Source organism: Frigoribacterium endophyticum (assembly GCF_011759585.1).
Lineage (GTDB): Bacteria > Actinomycetota > Actinomycetes > Actinomycetales > Microbacteriaceae > Frigoribacterium > Frigoribacterium endophyticum.
In genome coordinates this window covers 427,717-441,490 of sequence record NZ_JAAOYV010000001.1, presented here as the reverse complement: position 1 = coordinate 441,490, position 13,774 = coordinate 427,717, and the positions used below count along the sequence as shown (strand labels likewise).

Annotated in this window: 16 protein-coding genes; 4 read left to right on the top strand and 12 right to left on the bottom strand. The window is 72.0% G+C overall.

Features of this window, described 5'->3' with window-relative positions:
* Positions 1-23: 23 nt before the first annotated feature.
* Both FHR77_RS02115 and FHR77_RS02110 read right to left on the bottom strand, forming a co-directional pair.
* Positions 24-932, bottom strand: coding sequence for a 1,4-dihydroxy-2-naphthoyl-CoA synthase (locus FHR77_RS02115; RefSeq protein WP_167258450.1), 909 nt, complete (start codon positions 930-932; stop codon positions 24-26).
* A 61-nt stretch (positions 933-993) separates the two neighbouring features.
* A complete protein-coding gene (locus FHR77_RS02110) occupies positions 994-1,416 on the bottom strand; it encodes a hypothetical protein (protein ID WP_167258449.1) in 423 nt (140 codons plus the stop codon).
* Positions 1,417-1,458: 42 nt separating this feature from the next.
* On the opposite strand from FHR77_RS02110, the gene FHR77_RS02105 reads away from it, so the two are divergent.
* Positions 1,459-2,472 carry an o-succinylbenzoate synthase gene (locus FHR77_RS02105; protein WP_167258447.1) on the top strand — a complete coding sequence of 338 codons (1,014 nt, stop codon included), beginning with the start codon at positions 1,459-1,461 and terminating at the stop codon, positions 2,470-2,472.
* A 37-nt stretch (positions 2,473-2,509) separates the two neighbouring features.
* Here FHR77_RS02105 and ccsB read toward each other — a convergent pair whose 3' ends face one another.
* From ccsB to FHR77_RS02080, 5 genes are read right to left on the bottom strand one after another with little or no spacing between them, the layout of a single operon-like run.
* Entirely contained in the window at positions 2,510-3,529 is a 1,020-nt protein-coding gene (gene ccsB / locus FHR77_RS02100) for a c-type cytochrome biogenesis protein CcsB (RefSeq protein WP_369814245.1), read from the bottom strand.
* A complete protein-coding gene (resB, locus tag FHR77_RS02095; RefSeq protein ID WP_167258445.1) occupies positions 3,526-5,379 on the bottom strand; it encodes a cytochrome c biogenesis protein ResB in 1,854 nt (617 codons plus the stop codon). Before resB ends, ccsB begins: the two co-directional genes overlap by 4 nt.
* Entirely contained in the window at positions 5,363-6,127 is a 765-nt protein-coding gene (locus tag FHR77_RS02090; RefSeq protein WP_167258444.1) for a cytochrome c biogenesis protein CcdA, read from the bottom strand. The genes resB and FHR77_RS02090 overlap by 17 nt, the downstream gene beginning before the upstream one ends.
* Positions 6,128-6,790, bottom strand: coding sequence for a TlpA family protein disulfide reductase (locus tag FHR77_RS02085; protein ID WP_341777185.1), 663 nt, complete (start codon positions 6,788-6,790; stop codon positions 6,128-6,130).
* Entirely contained in the window at positions 6,787-7,434 is a 648-nt protein-coding gene (locus FHR77_RS02080; protein ID WP_056052943.1) for a histidine phosphatase family protein, read from the bottom strand. The genes FHR77_RS02085 and FHR77_RS02080 overlap by 4 nt, the downstream gene beginning before the upstream one ends.
* Positions 7,435-7,542: 108 nt before the next feature.
* Between FHR77_RS02080 and aspS the strand changes: the two genes are divergently transcribed.
* Positions 7,543-8,877 carry an aspartate--tRNA(Asn) ligase gene (gene aspS, locus FHR77_RS02075; protein WP_167258442.1) on the top strand — a complete coding sequence of 445 codons (1,335 nt, stop codon included), beginning with the start codon at positions 7,543-7,545 and terminating at the stop codon, positions 8,875-8,877.
* A 134-nt stretch (positions 8,878-9,011) separates the two neighbouring features.
* Here the strand turns inward: aspS and FHR77_RS02070 are convergent, their stop codons facing one another.
* The 4 genes from FHR77_RS02070 to FHR77_RS02055 all read right to left on the bottom strand — a co-directional run bounded on the left by FHR77_RS02070 (position 9,012) and on the right by FHR77_RS02055 (position 10,646).
* Positions 9,012-9,278 carry a glutaredoxin family protein gene (locus FHR77_RS02070; protein ID WP_167258440.1) on the bottom strand — a complete coding sequence of 89 codons (267 nt, stop codon included), beginning with the start codon at positions 9,276-9,278 and terminating at the stop codon, positions 9,012-9,014.
* A 352-nt stretch (positions 9,279-9,630) separates the two neighbouring features.
* The gene (locus FHR77_RS02065; RefSeq protein ID WP_003792170.1) at positions 9,631-9,729 is read right to left on the bottom strand and encodes a 30S ribosomal protein bS22; all 99 of its coding nucleotides are present in this window, start codon (positions 9,727-9,729) and stop codon (positions 9,631-9,633) included.
* A 108-nt stretch (positions 9,730-9,837) separates the two neighbouring features.
* Entirely contained in the window at positions 9,838-10,032 is a 195-nt protein-coding gene (locus FHR77_RS16320) for a helix-turn-helix domain-containing protein (protein ID WP_082514421.1), read from the bottom strand.
* Between the two features lie 92 nt (positions 10,033-10,124).
* Positions 10,125-10,646, bottom strand: coding sequence for an ArsR/SmtB family transcription factor (locus FHR77_RS02055; RefSeq protein ID WP_056052936.1), 522 nt, complete (start codon positions 10,644-10,646; stop codon positions 10,125-10,127).
* 43 nt (positions 10,647-10,689) lie between these two features.
* Between FHR77_RS02055 and FHR77_RS02050 the strand changes: the two genes are divergently transcribed.
* Positions 10,690-12,138, top strand: coding sequence for a TrkH family potassium uptake protein (locus tag FHR77_RS02050; protein WP_369814244.1), 1,449 nt, complete (start codon positions 10,690-10,692; stop codon positions 12,136-12,138).
* Positions 12,131-12,802, top strand: coding sequence for a potassium channel family protein (locus FHR77_RS02045; RefSeq protein WP_056052929.1), 672 nt, complete (start codon positions 12,131-12,133; stop codon positions 12,800-12,802). The genes FHR77_RS02050 and FHR77_RS02045 overlap by 8 nt, the downstream gene beginning before the upstream one ends.
* Before the next feature lie 78 nt (positions 12,803-12,880).
* On the opposite strand, the gene proC is transcribed toward FHR77_RS02045, so the two are convergent.
* Entirely contained in the window at positions 12,881-13,732 is an 852-nt protein-coding gene (gene proC / locus FHR77_RS02040) for a pyrroline-5-carboxylate reductase (RefSeq protein WP_167258438.1), read from the bottom strand.
* Positions 13,733-13,774 lie beyond the last annotated feature (42 nt).

Genomic DNA, 13,774 nt, shown 5'->3' with positions numbered 1-13,774 from the left:
GCGCCTCCCCGGCCCCGCCGCCCTCAGTACTGCCACGGGAAGGGCGACCAGTCGGGCTCGCGCTTCTCGAGGAAGGAGTCGCGGCCCTCGACGGCCTCGTCGGTGCCGTACGCCAGGCGCGTCGCCTCGCCCGCGAAGACCTGCTGGCCCACGATGCCGTCGTCGGTCGCGTTGAAGGCGAACTTGAGCATGCGGATCGCGGTGGGCGACTTCGTGAGCACGACGCGGGCCATCGCCAGCGCCTCCTTCTCGAGGTCGGCGTGTGGCACGACGCGGTTGACCGCGCCCATCTCGTGCGCACGGTCGGCGCTGTACTCCTCGGCGAGGAAGAACACCTCGCGGGCGAGCTTCTGGCCGATCTGCTTCGCGAAGTAGGCGCTGCCGTAGCCGGCGTCGAACGAGCCGACGTCAGCGTCGGTCTGCTTGAACCTGCCGTGCTCGCGGCTGGCGATCGTGAGGTCGCACACGACGTGCAGCGAGTGGCCGCCGCCCGCGGCCCACCCGGGCACCACGGCGACGACGACCTTGGGCATGAAGCGGATCAGCCGCTGCACCTCGAGGATGTGGAGGCGGCCGGCCGAGGCGGGGTCGGCCACGTTCGCCTCGTCGCCCTCGGCCTTGTAGCCGTCGCGGCCGCGGATGCGCTGGTCGCCGCCGCTGCAGAAGGCCCAGCCGCCGTCCTTCGCGCTGGGTCCGTTGCCGGTCAGCAGCACCACGCCGACCCGGCTCTGCTGCCGCGCGTGGTCGAGCGTGCGGTACAGCTCGTCGACCGTGCGCGGCCGGAAGGCGTTGCGGACCTCGGGGCGGTCGATGGCGACTCGCGCCACGCGGCCATCGACGTCGAGGTGGTACGTGACGTCGGTGAGGTCGGCGAAGCCGGGCACCTCGCGCCACTCGGTCGGGTCGAAGAGGTCGGAGACGGTGTCGCGCATGCCCGCCAGCCTACGACCGGCGGCGGGGGCGGGGCCTCGAGCAGGGCCTGCGCGGACGGGCCTAGAACTGCGGCAGCGCGCGGCCCAGCAGGTAGACGAAGACGAACGGGTTCGCGAGCACGCAGACCAGCACGGCGGCGACGCCCGGCCACCGACCGCGGCGGAGCGCCACGGCGACGAGCGCGACGACGCCCACGACGACCGACGCGAGCATCGTGACGAGCGCGATCGAGGCCGCGGCGGTGACGAGGTCGGCGGCGAGGAGGCCGACCGCCAGGCCGTCGAGCGCGAGGAGGAGGAGGCCGAGTCCGAGGGTCACGACGCCGAGCCGCCGGCTGCGGGCCGGCTGGGCGGCCTCGTCGTGGGTGGCCTCGTCGAAGACCGCGAGGCCGTCGTCGGCGGCGGCGGAGCCGGGCTGCTCGGGGCGCTGCCGGGGGTCGCGGGGCCCGCCGGGCTCGGTCGGGTCGGTCTCGGGAACGGCCATGGTGACCGACCCTAGCGGCCGTCCCGGTGACAGACTGGAGACGTGCCGAGCGTCGTACCTGCCGTCCTCCCGCCCGTCGGCGAGCTGCTCGACGGTGCCCACGTGGTGGCCCTGCCGCTGCGCACCCGGTTCCGCGGCATCGTCGTGCGCGAGGCCCTGCTGGTCGAGGGGCCGCGGGGCTGGACCGAGTTCAGCCCGTTCGTCGAGTACCTCCCCGCCGAGGCCGCCACCTGGCTCGCCGCATCCGTCGACTTCGGCTGGGGCGCGCCGCACGTCGCCCGGGTCGACACCGTGCGCGTGAACGCGACCCTGCCCGCCGTCGGCCCCGACGAGGTCCCCGGGGTGCTCGCGCGCTTCCCCGGCTGCCGCACCGTGAAGGTGAAGGTCGCCGACCGCACGCAGACGCTCGCCGACGACGTCGCCCGGGTCGCCGCCGCCCGGCGCCACGTCGGCCCCGAGGGCCGCGTGCGCGTGGACGCCAACGGCGGCTGGTCGGTCGACGAGGCCGAGGAGGCGCTGCTCGCGCTGGCCCCGTACGCCCTGGAGTACGCGGAGCAGCCCTGCGCCACGGTGCCCGAGCTCGCCGAGCTGCGACGCCGCACGGCCGGTCTCGGTGTCCTGGTCGCCGCCGACGAGAGCGTGCGGCGAGCCGACGACCCCCTGGCGGTCGCCCGCGCGGGCGCCGCCGACCTGCTCGTGATCAAGGCCCAGCCGCTCGGCGGGATCCGCGCGGCGCTCGAGGTCGTCGAGGCGGCGGGCCTGCCCGTCGTGGTCTCGAGCGCCCTCGACACCTCCGTCGGCCTCAGCACGGGCGCCCACCTCGCGGCGACGCTGCCCGGCCTCGAGCACGACTGCGGACTCGGCACGGCCGCGCTGCTGGCGGCGGACGTCACCCGGCGGCCGCTGCTCCCGGTCGACGGGGCGATCGAGGTGCGCCGGGTGGAGGTCGACCACGACCTGCTGCGCGAGCACGCTGCCCCCGACGAGAGGCAGCGCTGGTGGCGGGACCGCCTGCGGGCCTGCCACGACGTGCTGTCTGCGACCCGCGACTCCTGAGGGCCCCGGGGCCGGCCGCACGGGGCCGAGGGTCGGATCAGAGGCCCGAGTAGGCGTGCAGTCCCTTGAAGAACACGTTGACGATCGAGAAGTTGAACATGACGGCCGCGAAGCCGATGATCGACAGCCACGACGAGCGGGCACCGCGCCAGCCGCGCGTCGCGCGGGCGTGGATGTAGCCGGCGTAGAGCACCCAGATGATGAAGGTCCAGACCTCCTTGGTGTCCCAGCCCCAGTAGCGGCCCCAGGCCCGCTCGGCCCAGACGGCGCCGGCGATGAGGGTGAAGGTCCAGAGCACGAAGCCGACGAGGGCCACGCGGTACGCCAGGTCCTCCAGGCGGTCGGCCGCGGGCAGGGTGTCCATGAAGCGGAGGTTCGCCAGCTTCGCCTGCTCGCGCTTGGTCTGGATCAGCTGCGCGACGGAGAGGCCGGCCGCGATCGCGAAGAACCCGGTGCCGAGGATGGCCACGAGCACGTGGATGACCAGCCAGGCCGACTGCAGCGCGGGCTGCAGCGGCGAGACGGCGACGTAGTAGTTGACCGTGCCGATCGCCAGCAGGATGAGGTTGAGCCCGGTGACGTAGGCGCCGAGGTACGAGATGTCGACGAAGAGCTTCACGACGAGGTACACGCCGACGATGATCGCCGTGCCGGTCAGCGAGAACTCGAACATGTTGGCCCACGGCACACGACCCGCGGCGATCCCGCGCATCACGACCGAGGCGACGTGCACGAGCAGGCCGAGCACGAGCAGCGACGTGGCGACGCGCTCGAACTTCGAGGCGCGGCGACCGCCGGAGGCGCCGGGCACGTCGCCCCCGCCGGTGACGGTGTCGGCACGGTCGAGCACGATGGTGCTGCCCCCGCCGGCGCCCTTGCGGAGCGTGCCGCCCGACGACCCCACCGGGGCGGCCGGGACGGCGACGGCCGAGGCGGCCTGCTGGGCGTCGCCGGAGCGCTTCGCCAGGTCGAGGGCGAAGGTCACGAAGGAGATCGTGTAGATCGCCATCGCCGAGTAGACGGCGACGAGCGAGTAGTAGGCGAGGTCGGCGGTCACGGAGTGATCCTACGTCCGCCGCGCGACGCGGAGGGCCCCGTGTCGTTCGACGTCGAGCCGGGGCGCGACGCCGCCTTCGCCGCCTCGGCGGGCACGCCGAGGGTCGTGAGGTGCGTGCGGGCGACCTCGCCGACGGCCCGGTCGAGCGTCGGGTCCTCCCCTCGCGCGAGGCCGGCGTACTCGAGCCGGAGGCCGGTGCCGGTGGCCGTGGCCGCGACCCAGACGCGGCGACGGGGCACGAAGAGGGCCGTGAGCAGGCCGCCGAAGGTGAGCACGGCGAAGAGCAGCACCCACACCTGCGAGGGGTCGTGGTGCACGTCGAGCGACGCGAAGCGCTTCACGTCGTTGAACGTGATCGTGCCGAGGCCGTTCGGCAGGTCGACCGTCTCGCCCGGGCTGAGCTGGAGGGCCTTCTGGCCGTTCTCCGCCCCCGCGCCGGCGATCTCGGTCATGTCGTCGGTCTTCAGCGAGTAGACCGACTGCGGCACGCCGTCGTCGAGCGCGAGGTCGCCGTCGTAGACGTTGAGGCTCAGCACCGGGTTGAGGAGGTCGGGGTAGCTGGAGGCGAGGATCCCCGAGCCGTCCCCGGTCTCGACCGCCGACGGGTAGAAGAAGCCGATCATGCCGACCTGCTCGGAGAGCCCGTCGGGCACCTTGACGACCCCCTGCGACGTGAGGTTCGCGTCCTGCGGGAGGAAGGGGATCGTGTCGGTGAACGGCTCGCTGCCGTCGGGCGCGGTGACGGTCACGTCGACCGCGTAGCCGTTGCCGAGCAGGTACACGGTCGAGCCGCCGATGGCGAGCGGGCTGTTGACCTTGATCTGCGTCGACCGCGGGTCGCCGCCCTGCGTCCGGGTCGTGACGTCGGCCGTGTAGTCGGTCGGCTGCCCCAGCGCGTCGGTGTTGGTCTCTTCGTACGTCGTGCGGAACTTGTCGAGCGTGATGTTGTACGGCGACAGCTGCGAGTCGCTGAACCACCGGCCGGGGTTGAACGAGTCGTACGACACGAGCGCGTTCGTGAAGGTCTGGCCCTCGACGATCACGCGCTGGCCGGTGTAGCCGAACCCCCCGCCGACGCCGACGGTGAGCAGCACCCCGACGAGCGCCGAGTGGAAGACGAGGTTGCCGGTCTCGCGGAGGTAGCCGCGCTCGGCGCTGACCGAGTCGCCGAAGACCTCGGTGCGGTAGCCGGCGCGCTTCAGCTGGGCGCGGGCCGCCGTGACGGCGGCGGCGGGGTCGAGGTCGACGCCCGACGCGCCTCCCTCACCGGCCTCCAGCGTGACCGAGCGGTAGCCGGCCAGGCGGGAGAGCCGCGCGGGCGTCCTCGGCGGGCGGGCCCGGAGCGCCTCGAAGTGGTGCTTCGTGCGTGGGATGATGCAGCCGATCAGCGAGATGAACAGCAGCAGGTAGACGGCGGAGAACCACGGCGACGAGTAGGTGTCGAAGACGCCCAGCTTGTCGAGCACGGGGAAGAGGTCGGGGTGGTCGGCCCGGTACTGGACCACGCCGTTCGGGTCGGAGGTGCGCTGCGGCACGAGCGAGCCGGGGATCGCCGCCACCGCGAGCAGCATGAGGAGGAAGAGCGCCGTCTTCATGCTCGTCAGCTGGCGCCAGAAGAAGCGCAGGTAGCCGACCAGGCCGAGGCGCGGGTTCGTGACCCCGCCGTCGCGGTCGCCACCGGCGGACGCGGCCGCGTCGCCGTCGGCGGGCTCGGCGGGGGCGACCGAGTCGTAGTGGTCGCTCGGCCTCAGCGGGTCGCCGACGGCGTCGGAGCCGTCGGTGACCTCGGTGCTGTCGACGGCGTCGGGGGTGCCGGTCGCGCCGGGCGCGCGGTCAGACGATCGTGCCATAGCCCGCGATCACCGCCCCGACCTCGGACATCAGCGCGGACCAGAGCCCGGTGACCATGAGAAGACCGATGACCACCAGGACGGAACCTCCGACGATGTTGACGACGCGGATGTGCCGCTTGACGAACGAGATGGAGCGCGACGCCCAGCCGAGGCCGAGGGCGACGAGCAGGAAGGGCACGCCGAGGCCGATGCAGTAGGCCACGCCGAGCAGCACGCTCTGGCCGACCGACCCGGTGTTCAGCGACATCGCCGTGATGGCGGCGAGCGTCGGCCCGACGCACGGGGTCCAGCCGAGGCCGAACACGATGCCGAGCAGCGGGGCGCCGGCGAGGCCGGTCGCCGGGGTGAAGCCCGGCTTGAGGGTGCGCTGCAGCACCGTGAACTGGCCGATGAAGACGAGGCCGAGCGCGATCACGACGAGCCCCATCACGCGCACGATCAGCTCGCGCCACTGGATCAGCCAGAAGCCGACGGCGCCGAAGGCGAGGTTCGCCCCGACGAAGACGACCGAGAAACCGGCGATGAAGAGGAGCACGCCGATGACCACCCGGCGACGGTCACGGGCGCGGCCGGCGTCGTCGCGGGCGCCGCCGGTCAGGCCGCCGACGTAGCCGAGGTAGCCGGGCACGAGCGGGAGGACGCAGGGCGACAGGAACGAGATCAGGCCCGCCAGCACCGCCACGGGCAGCGCGACGGCCAGCTGCCCGCCGGCGACCGCGTCGAAGAAGGGGTTGCCCTGGTACACCTAGGCCTGCTCGGCGACGGCGTCTTTGATCAGCTGGTCGAGGATGCTGGGGCCCTGCAGCCCGCCCAGGATGCGCGCGGCGATGCGGCCCTGCTTGTCGAGCACGATCGTCGTCGGCACGGAGTTCGGGGCGATGGTGCCCGCCAGCGCGAGCTGCACGGTGCCGTCGTTGGTGTCGACGACCGAGGGGTAGGTGACGCCGAACTTCTCGGCGAAGGCGAGCGACGTCTTGGCCTGGTCGCGCACGTTCACGCCGAGGAACTGCACGCCGTCGCCCTCGTGGGCCTCGCTGAGCTGCTGCAGGTCGGGCGCCTCCTGCCGACAGGGCGGGCAGCTGGCGTACCAGAAGTTGAGAACGACGACCTGGCCGTCGAGGTCGGAGCGCGAGACCTCGTCCCCCGCGTCGGTCGTCGCCGTGAACTCGACCGGGTCGCGTCGCTCGTCGACGGGGACCTCCGTCACGGTGCCCTCGCCGGAGATGTAGTTCTCGGTGCCGCCGTCGGCGTACTGCTGCGCGAGGCCGTCGTTCGCCGACGTGCAGCCGGCGAGGGCGAGGGCGAGCACGGCCGCGGCGGCGAGGCCGCGGACGGTGCGCCGACGCAGGGACGGACGGGTGGTGGACGGGGCCGCGGAGGCCCCGTCGGACGGTGCTCGGGTGGTCACACTGCTCCCAGGTCGACGGCGTTCGCGAGCAAGTCTGCCGCGGGATCCTGATAGCCCACCTCGACGAAGCGGTCGCCGCGGCGCTCGAGGGTCGTCACGCTCGACAGCGAGCAGCGGCGGCGACGCGGGTCGTGGAAGAGGCGCGCGCCGGTGACGCTGCGGTGCACCATCCAGATGGGCAGCTGGTGGCTGACGAGGACGACGTCGCCGCCGTCGACGCTCGACCAGGCCTCGTCGACCGCGGCGAGCATGCGGGCGGCGATGCTGACGTAGGCCTCGCCCCAGCTCGGCTTGAGCGGGTTGACGATCCACGGCCACTCGGCGGGCACGGCCAGCTGCTTCGCGACCGTGAAGTCGCTGCGGCGCCCCTCGTACTTGTTGGTCGGCTCGATGAGGCGCTCGTCGACCTGCACCGGCAGCTCGAAGGCCTCGGCCCACGGAGCCGCGCTCTCGCGCGTGCGCTGCAGCGGGCTGGCGACGATCGCGGCGACCGGGGCGCCCTGCGCCTGCAGCATCGCGGCCGACGAGGCCGCCATGCGGTGGCCGAGCTCGCTGAGCCCGAAGCCCTCGAGTCGGCCGTAGAGGACGTGGTCGGGGTTCTGCACCTCACCGTGGCGCACGAGGTGGATCTGCTGGGCGGGCATGCGCCCCAGTCTAGGTCGGGGCCCGGCGCACACCTCCCACCGGGGAGACCCACAGGAGGCGCGGTGCGGGGTCCGCAGGGACGCCCGCGCACGGTAAAGTCGGGCCTCGTGATCGAACGCACCCTCATCAACGACCTCGCTCCCCTCCCCGACGGCACCGTCACGGTGGCGGGCTGGGTCGACACGGTCCGTGACCAGAAGAAGGTGCAGTTCGTCGTCCTCCGCGACGAGTCCGGCGCCGTCCAGCTCGTCCGCCCGCGCACCGCGGCCGACGTCCTCGCCGAGGCGGGCGAGACCGACGAGGTCGCCGACGCGATCTCCGGCCTCTCGCAGGGCAGCTTCGTCACCGTGACGGGCCAGCTCAAGCACGACGAGCGCGTCAAGCTCGGCGGCATCGAGGTGAAGATCGACACCCTCGTCGTCGACAGCCTCGCCGACCCCGAGACCCCGATCGCCGCCGACAGCGGCATCGACAAGCGCATGGACTGGCGCTTCCTCGACCTGCGCGTGCCGCGCAACGCCCTCATCTTCCGCGTGCAGACGACCTTCGAGCACGCCATGCGCACGTACTGGGTCGAACGCGGCTACATCGAGATCCACACCCCGAAGATCATGGCGTCGGCCAGCGAGTCGAACGCCGAGCTCTTCAAGGTCGACTACTTCGAGGGCAGCGCCTTCCTTGCGCAGAGCCCCCAGTTCTTCAAGCAGATGGCGCAGTCGGCGGGCTTCGGCAAGATCTTCGAGATCGCCCCGGTCTTCCGTGCCGACCCGTCGTTCACCTCGCGGCACGCGACCGAGTACACCAGCGTCGACGCCGAGATCAGCTACGTCGACTCCCACGAGGACGTCATGCAGATGCAGGAGGAGCTCCTGGTCGCCGCGTTCACGGCCGTCGTCGAGAAGCACGGCGCCGAGATCCAGGAGCTCTTCGACGTCGAGCTGACCGTGCCCACGACGCCCTTCCCGCGCATCCCGCTGGCCGAGGCGAAGCAGATCGTCGCCGACCGCGGCTACGTCGTGCCCCGGGCCGACGCCGACATGGACCCGGAGGGCGAGCGCCAGATCGCCGCGTACGTGAAGGAGACGTTCGACCACGACTTCGTCTTCCTCACCGACTACGACGCGTCGATCCGGCCGTTCTACCACATGCGCCACGACGACGACCCGCAGCTCACGAAGAGCTACGACCTCATCTACAACGGCACGGAGATCACCACGGGCGCCCAGCGCGAGCACCGCGTCGAGGTGCTCGAGGCGCAGATCCGCGAGAAGGGCATGAAGCCGGAGGAGCTCGGCGGCTACCTCGACTTCTTCCGCTACGGCGCCCCGTCGCACGGTGGCTTCGGCATGGGCCTGGCGCGCGTGCTGATGCTGATGCTGCACCAGCCGAACCTCCGCGAGGTGACGTACCTGTTCCGCGGGCCGACGCGCCTCACGCCGTAGTCGACACCGCCCTGCGGGGCGGACCGTGACGCTGCGACGGGCCCGACGAGAGCGATCTCGGCGGGCCCGTCGTCGTCGCGGGGGTCGCCGGCGGAGTCGGGCGGCCAGGAGGGCGGCGCCGGGGAGTCAGCTCGTCAGAGGACGGCCTTGCGCAGGGCGGTGCGCAGGCGATCGGGCTCGACGCGCCAGATGGTGTGCACCCGGTCGTCGATGAGGACGACGGGGATCTCCTCCGCGTACTCGTCGCGGAGGGCGGCGTCGTCGAGGATGTTCGTCTCGACGTAGCCGAGGTCGTGGGCCGCGAACTCCGGCTCGGCGAGCACGGCGTCGAGGGCGCTGCGGGCGTCGTCGCACAGGTGGCAGCCGGGCTTCGTCAGCAGGGACAGGCGGGGAGCACTCACGCCCCGACCCTACCGGCCCCTGCCTCCGCGCATCCCGCGGCGTGATGTGCCACCGATCCCCTGCTCCTCGCTTCCTCTCCCCTCTGTCGCAATTGCCGACTCACGGCCTCCTGATACGGGAGAATCCACGCCCTGGACGAGTCCGAGCTGCAGATCGGTCGGCATGTGCTGTCACCAACGACGAAGCAGCAGCAGCAGGGGAGGGAAGCAGGAAGCTACGGCGTCGGCGGCTGGCCCGCAGGGCGGCGCCCGGCAGGGCGCAGCGCCCGGCAGGGCGCCATGGGCACCGAAGGAGCCGACAAAAGAAAGCGGCCCCTGACCGGAACGGTCAGGGGCACGCGGAGCCTGGCGGCTACTTCTTGTTGCGACGCTGGTGGCGCGTCTTGCGGAGCAGCTTGCGGTGCTTCTTCTTCGCCATGCGCTTGCGACGCTTCTTGATGACAGAACCCATGTGGACCTCGCTGATTGGACTGGATCGGAACAACCGGGTCCGAAACAGAACCGCGGAAAAATACCTCGGGGCAGTCTACAAGGGCCGGACCCGAATGTCGAAGTGGCGTCAGCCGACGTCGGCGACGCCGATCTGCAGGACGGCCGCGACGGCCGACTCGGGCACCCGGAACGAGCGGCCGAAGCGGATCGCGGGCAGCTCGCCGGAGTGCACCATGCGGTACACGGTCATCCGCGACACGCGCATCATGTCGGCCACCTCGGCCACCGTGAGGAACCTCACGTCTGACAGGTCGTGCGCCACGGGTCCACCTTCGTCGTCGGGCACCGGCAGCGGCAGCTCCCGGGTCGTGGCCACTCTAGGGGCGTGGCCGACCCCGTGCAACGGATCGGTCGTCAGCGGCCGAGGCGCTTGCGCACCGGCTCGATGACCCGCTCGTCGAGGGCGCTCTGCGCGTCGTGCAGGGCCGAGGAGGCGCGGTGCTGGGCGTCCGCGACGGCACGGCCCAGCGTGCTCCCGACGTCGCCCGCGTCGGGGAGGTTCTCGGCGGCCCGGCGGATGGGCGCCGGCATGGCCACCCCCGCCCACGCGGCGAACGCGCCGGAGGCGACGCCGTCGAGCTCGTCCGCGGCGCCCGCACCGAGGAAGGGGATGAGCCAGTCCTCGACGGTCTCGAGCGGGACGGTCTCGATGCCGTAGTAGCGATGCTGGCCGACCTCGCGGACGTGCACGAGCCCGGCGTCGCGGAGCACGCGGAGGTGCTTCGACACCGTCGGCTGGCTGAGGCCGAGGGCCGTGACCATCTCGCCGACGCTGACGTCGCCGGTGGCCGAGTCGGCCGAGACGTGCGCGTCGAGCAGCACCTTCAGGAGGTCGCGGCGCGTCCCGTCGGCGATCACGCTGAAGATGTCGGGCATGCAGCCACAGTAACGACCACGGCCCCCGAGTACCATGACGACCGTGTCGCGCCCCTCCGTCGCCGATCGGCGCCTGCCCCGTCGAGACCCCCGCAGCCCCTTCGCGCGGCTCTCCGAGTGGATCGACGACATCGGGCGGCACTCGCCGGCGCGGTTCGCCATCATGATCTTCACCGGCCTCATCGTGGTCTTCACGCTCGTCTTCTCGCTGCCGGTCTCGTCGGCCGAGGGCAGCAGGACCCCGTTGGCCGATTCCCTCTTCACCGCCGTCTCGGTCATCTGCGTCACCGGGCTCGCGACCGTCGACATGGCCACGCACTGGTCGCTGTTCGGGCACGTCGTCATCTTCGTCGGGGTGCAGATCGGCGCCATCGGCGTGCTGACGCTCGCGTCGATCATGGGGCTGGTGGTCTCGCGGAAGCTGGGCCTCCGCGCCCGGCTGATGGCCGCCTCCGACAGCAACCCCCTCCGCGTGCACGCGGGCCCGGTGCCTGAGGGCCAGGCCGTGCGGCTCGGCGAGGTGGGCGGGCTGCTCGCCACCGTGGCCCTCAGCTCGGCCGTGATCCAGACCGTCATCGCGCTGCTGCTCATCCCCCGCGTGCTGCTCGACGGCATCCCCCTCGGCGACGCGGTGCTCGACAGCTTCTACTACTCGGCGATGGCCTTCACGAACACCGGCTTCACGCCGAACGCCGACGGGCTCGCCCCGTTCGCCGACGACTACTGGTTCTTGTCGCTGATCATGGTCGGCGTCTTCCTCGGCAGCATCGGGTTCCCCGTCATCTACGCGCTGGCCCGCAACCCCCGCAACCCGCGCCGCTGGTCGGTCCACGTCAAGCTCACGCTGGTGACCAGCGGCGTCCTGCTCCTGGCGGGCACCGTCCTCTACATCGTGCTCGAGTTCGACAACCCGGAGACCTTCGGCGACATCGCGGCCGGGCCGACGATCTTCCAGTCGCTCTTCCTCAGCACGATGACGAGGTCGGGCGGGTTCGCGACCATCGACATCTCCGAGCTCAACGGCTCGTCGCTGCTCGTCACCGACATGCTCATGTTCATCGGCGGCGGGTCGGCGTCGACGGCCGGCGGCATCAAGGTGACGACCCTGGCCGTCCTCTTCCTCGCCGCGTTCGCCGAGGCCCGGGGCAACCGCTCGATGGAGGCGTTCGGCCGCCGGATCCCGAGCGACGTCCTCCGCCTGTCGGTCAGCGTGGTGCTCTGGGGCGCGACGATCGTCGCCGTGTCGAGCATCCTGATCATGCACATCACCAAGGAGCCCCTCGACCACGTGCTGTTCGAGTCGATCTCGGCCTTCGCCACCTCGGGCCTGTCGACGGGGCTGACCGACCGCCTCCCCGACTCCGGCAAGTACATCCTCGCGGTCACGATGTGGATGGGCCGCGTTGGTACAGTGACACTCTCCGTCGCCCTGGCCGCCAGCCAGCGACGCCAGCTGTTCACGCGAGCCGAGGAGCGACCGATCGTTGGTTGACAAGATCAAGCACGACGCCCCGGTGCTCGTCATCGGCCTCGGCCGGTTCGGCGCCGCCACCGCCGGCCAGCTCGAGCGACAAGACAGGGACGTGCTCGCCGTCGACACCGACGCGGGCCTCGTGCAGAAGTGGGCCGACCGGGTCACCCACGCGGTGCAGGCCGACGCCCGCAGCATCGACGCGCTCAAGCAGATCGGCGCCCAGGACTTCTCGATCGCGGTCGTCGCCGTCGGCTCATCGATCGAGGCGAGCGTGCTGATCACCGCGAACCTCGTCGACCTGAAGGTGCCGCAGATCTGGGCGAAGGCGATCAGCCAGTCGCACGGCAAGATCCTGGCCCGCATCGGCGCCAACCACGTCATCTACCCGGAGCGCGAGGCCGGCGAGCGCGTCGCGCACCTCGTCTCGGGCCGCATGCTCGACTACATCGAGTTCGACGACGCCTTCGCGATCGTCAAGATGTACCCACCGAAGCCGGTGCGGGGAGCCTCGCTCGCGAGCTCGAACATCCGCAAGAAGTACGGCATCACCATCGTCGGCGTGAAGAGCCCGGGAGGCGCGTTCGAGGAGGCGACGCCCGAGACGGTCATCAGCGACCACGACCTCATCATCGTCTCCGGCGACAGCCGGGCGATCGAGCGGTTCGCCGCCCTCGACAGCTGAGGCGCGTCGCGGAGGGCGATCGGTCGACTCGTCGCCGCACGCCACCGGGGAGCCTGCCGGGCTCGCCGCCCGCCACGCTCAGCTGCCGGCCGCGATCTCCCGGTTGCGGGCCAGCGCGGCCTGCGTCGCACGCTCGAACAGCTCGCGGAGGCCGCCGTCGGCGAGCTCCGCGACCGCCCGCTCGGTGGTGCCGCCCGGGCTCGTCACGCGACGACGCAGCTCCGCCGGGGCCTCGGCGGCCGGCAGCAGGTCGCTCGCGGCGAGCAGCTCGCTCGCCCCGCGGAACGTGCCCTGGACGAGCGTGGCCGCCTGCGCGGGCGTGAAGCCCAGCGCGACCGCCGCCTCCTGCAGCTGCTCGATCAGGTAGAAGACGTAGGCCGGGCCCGAGCCGGAGATCGTGCTGAGGGCGTCGATCTGCTCCTCGGGCACGACGACGACGTCGCCGACCACCTCGAAGACGCGTCGCGCCAGCCCGAGGTCGGCCTCCGAGGAGCGGGAGCCGGCGGCCAGGCCCGTGACGGCGAGGCCGACCACGGCGGGCGTGTTCGGCATCGACCGGAGCACGGGCACGTGCTCGGGCAGCGCCGCCTCCATCGTGGCCGTCGTGACGCCCGCGGCGAGGCTGACGACGACGGTGCCGGGCTCGAGGGCCGGGCCGATCTCGCGGAGGAGGTCGACGACCATGCCGGGCTTGACGCCGATCAGCACGACCGACGCCCCGACGACCGCCGAGGCGTTGGCGGTCGGGTCGGTCTCGGTGGCGAGCGAGGTGACCGAGCCGCGGCGGAGCGCGACGGCCTTGGCCTCGGTGCGGTTCGTGACGCGGACGCCGCCCTCGACGACGACGTCGGGCGAGAGCAGACCCGCGAGGATCGCGCCGCCCATCGAGCCGGCGCCGAGGATCGCCGTGGTGGGGAGAGTGGTGACCATCAGGCCATCCTAAGATCGAGCTGAGCACCACGAGGGGATCGG

What these genes read in the sequence shown, in the direction of transcription:
- FHR77_RS02115 (WP_167258450.1), bottom strand. Translation starts at nt 932, where the DNA reads ATGCGCGACACCGTCTCCGACCTCTTCGACCCGACCGAGTGGCGCGAG.
- resB (WP_167258445.1), bottom strand. Translation starts at nt 5,379, where the DNA reads ATGGCACGATCGTCTGACCGCGCGCCCGGCGCGACCGGCACCCCCGAC.
- proC (WP_167258438.1), bottom strand. Translation starts at nt 13,732, where the DNA reads ATGGTCACCACTCTCCCCACCACGGCGATCCTCGGCGCCGGCTCGATG.
- FHR77_RS02080 (WP_056052943.1), bottom strand. Translation starts at nt 7,434, where the DNA reads ATGCCCGCCCAGCAGATCCACCTCGTGCGCCACGGTGAGGTGCAGAAC.
- FHR77_RS02065 (WP_003792170.1), bottom strand. Translation starts at nt 9,729, where the DNA reads ATGGGTTCTGTCATCAAGAAGCGTCGCAAGCGCATGGCGAAGAAGAAG.
- FHR77_RS02110 (WP_167258449.1), bottom strand. Translation starts at nt 1,416, where the DNA reads ATGGCCGTTCCCGAGACCGACCCGACCGAGCCCGGCGGGCCCCGCGAC.
- FHR77_RS02055 (WP_056052936.1), bottom strand. Translation starts at nt 10,646, where the DNA reads ATGCCCGACATCTTCAGCGTGATCGCCGACGGGACGCGCCGCGACCTC.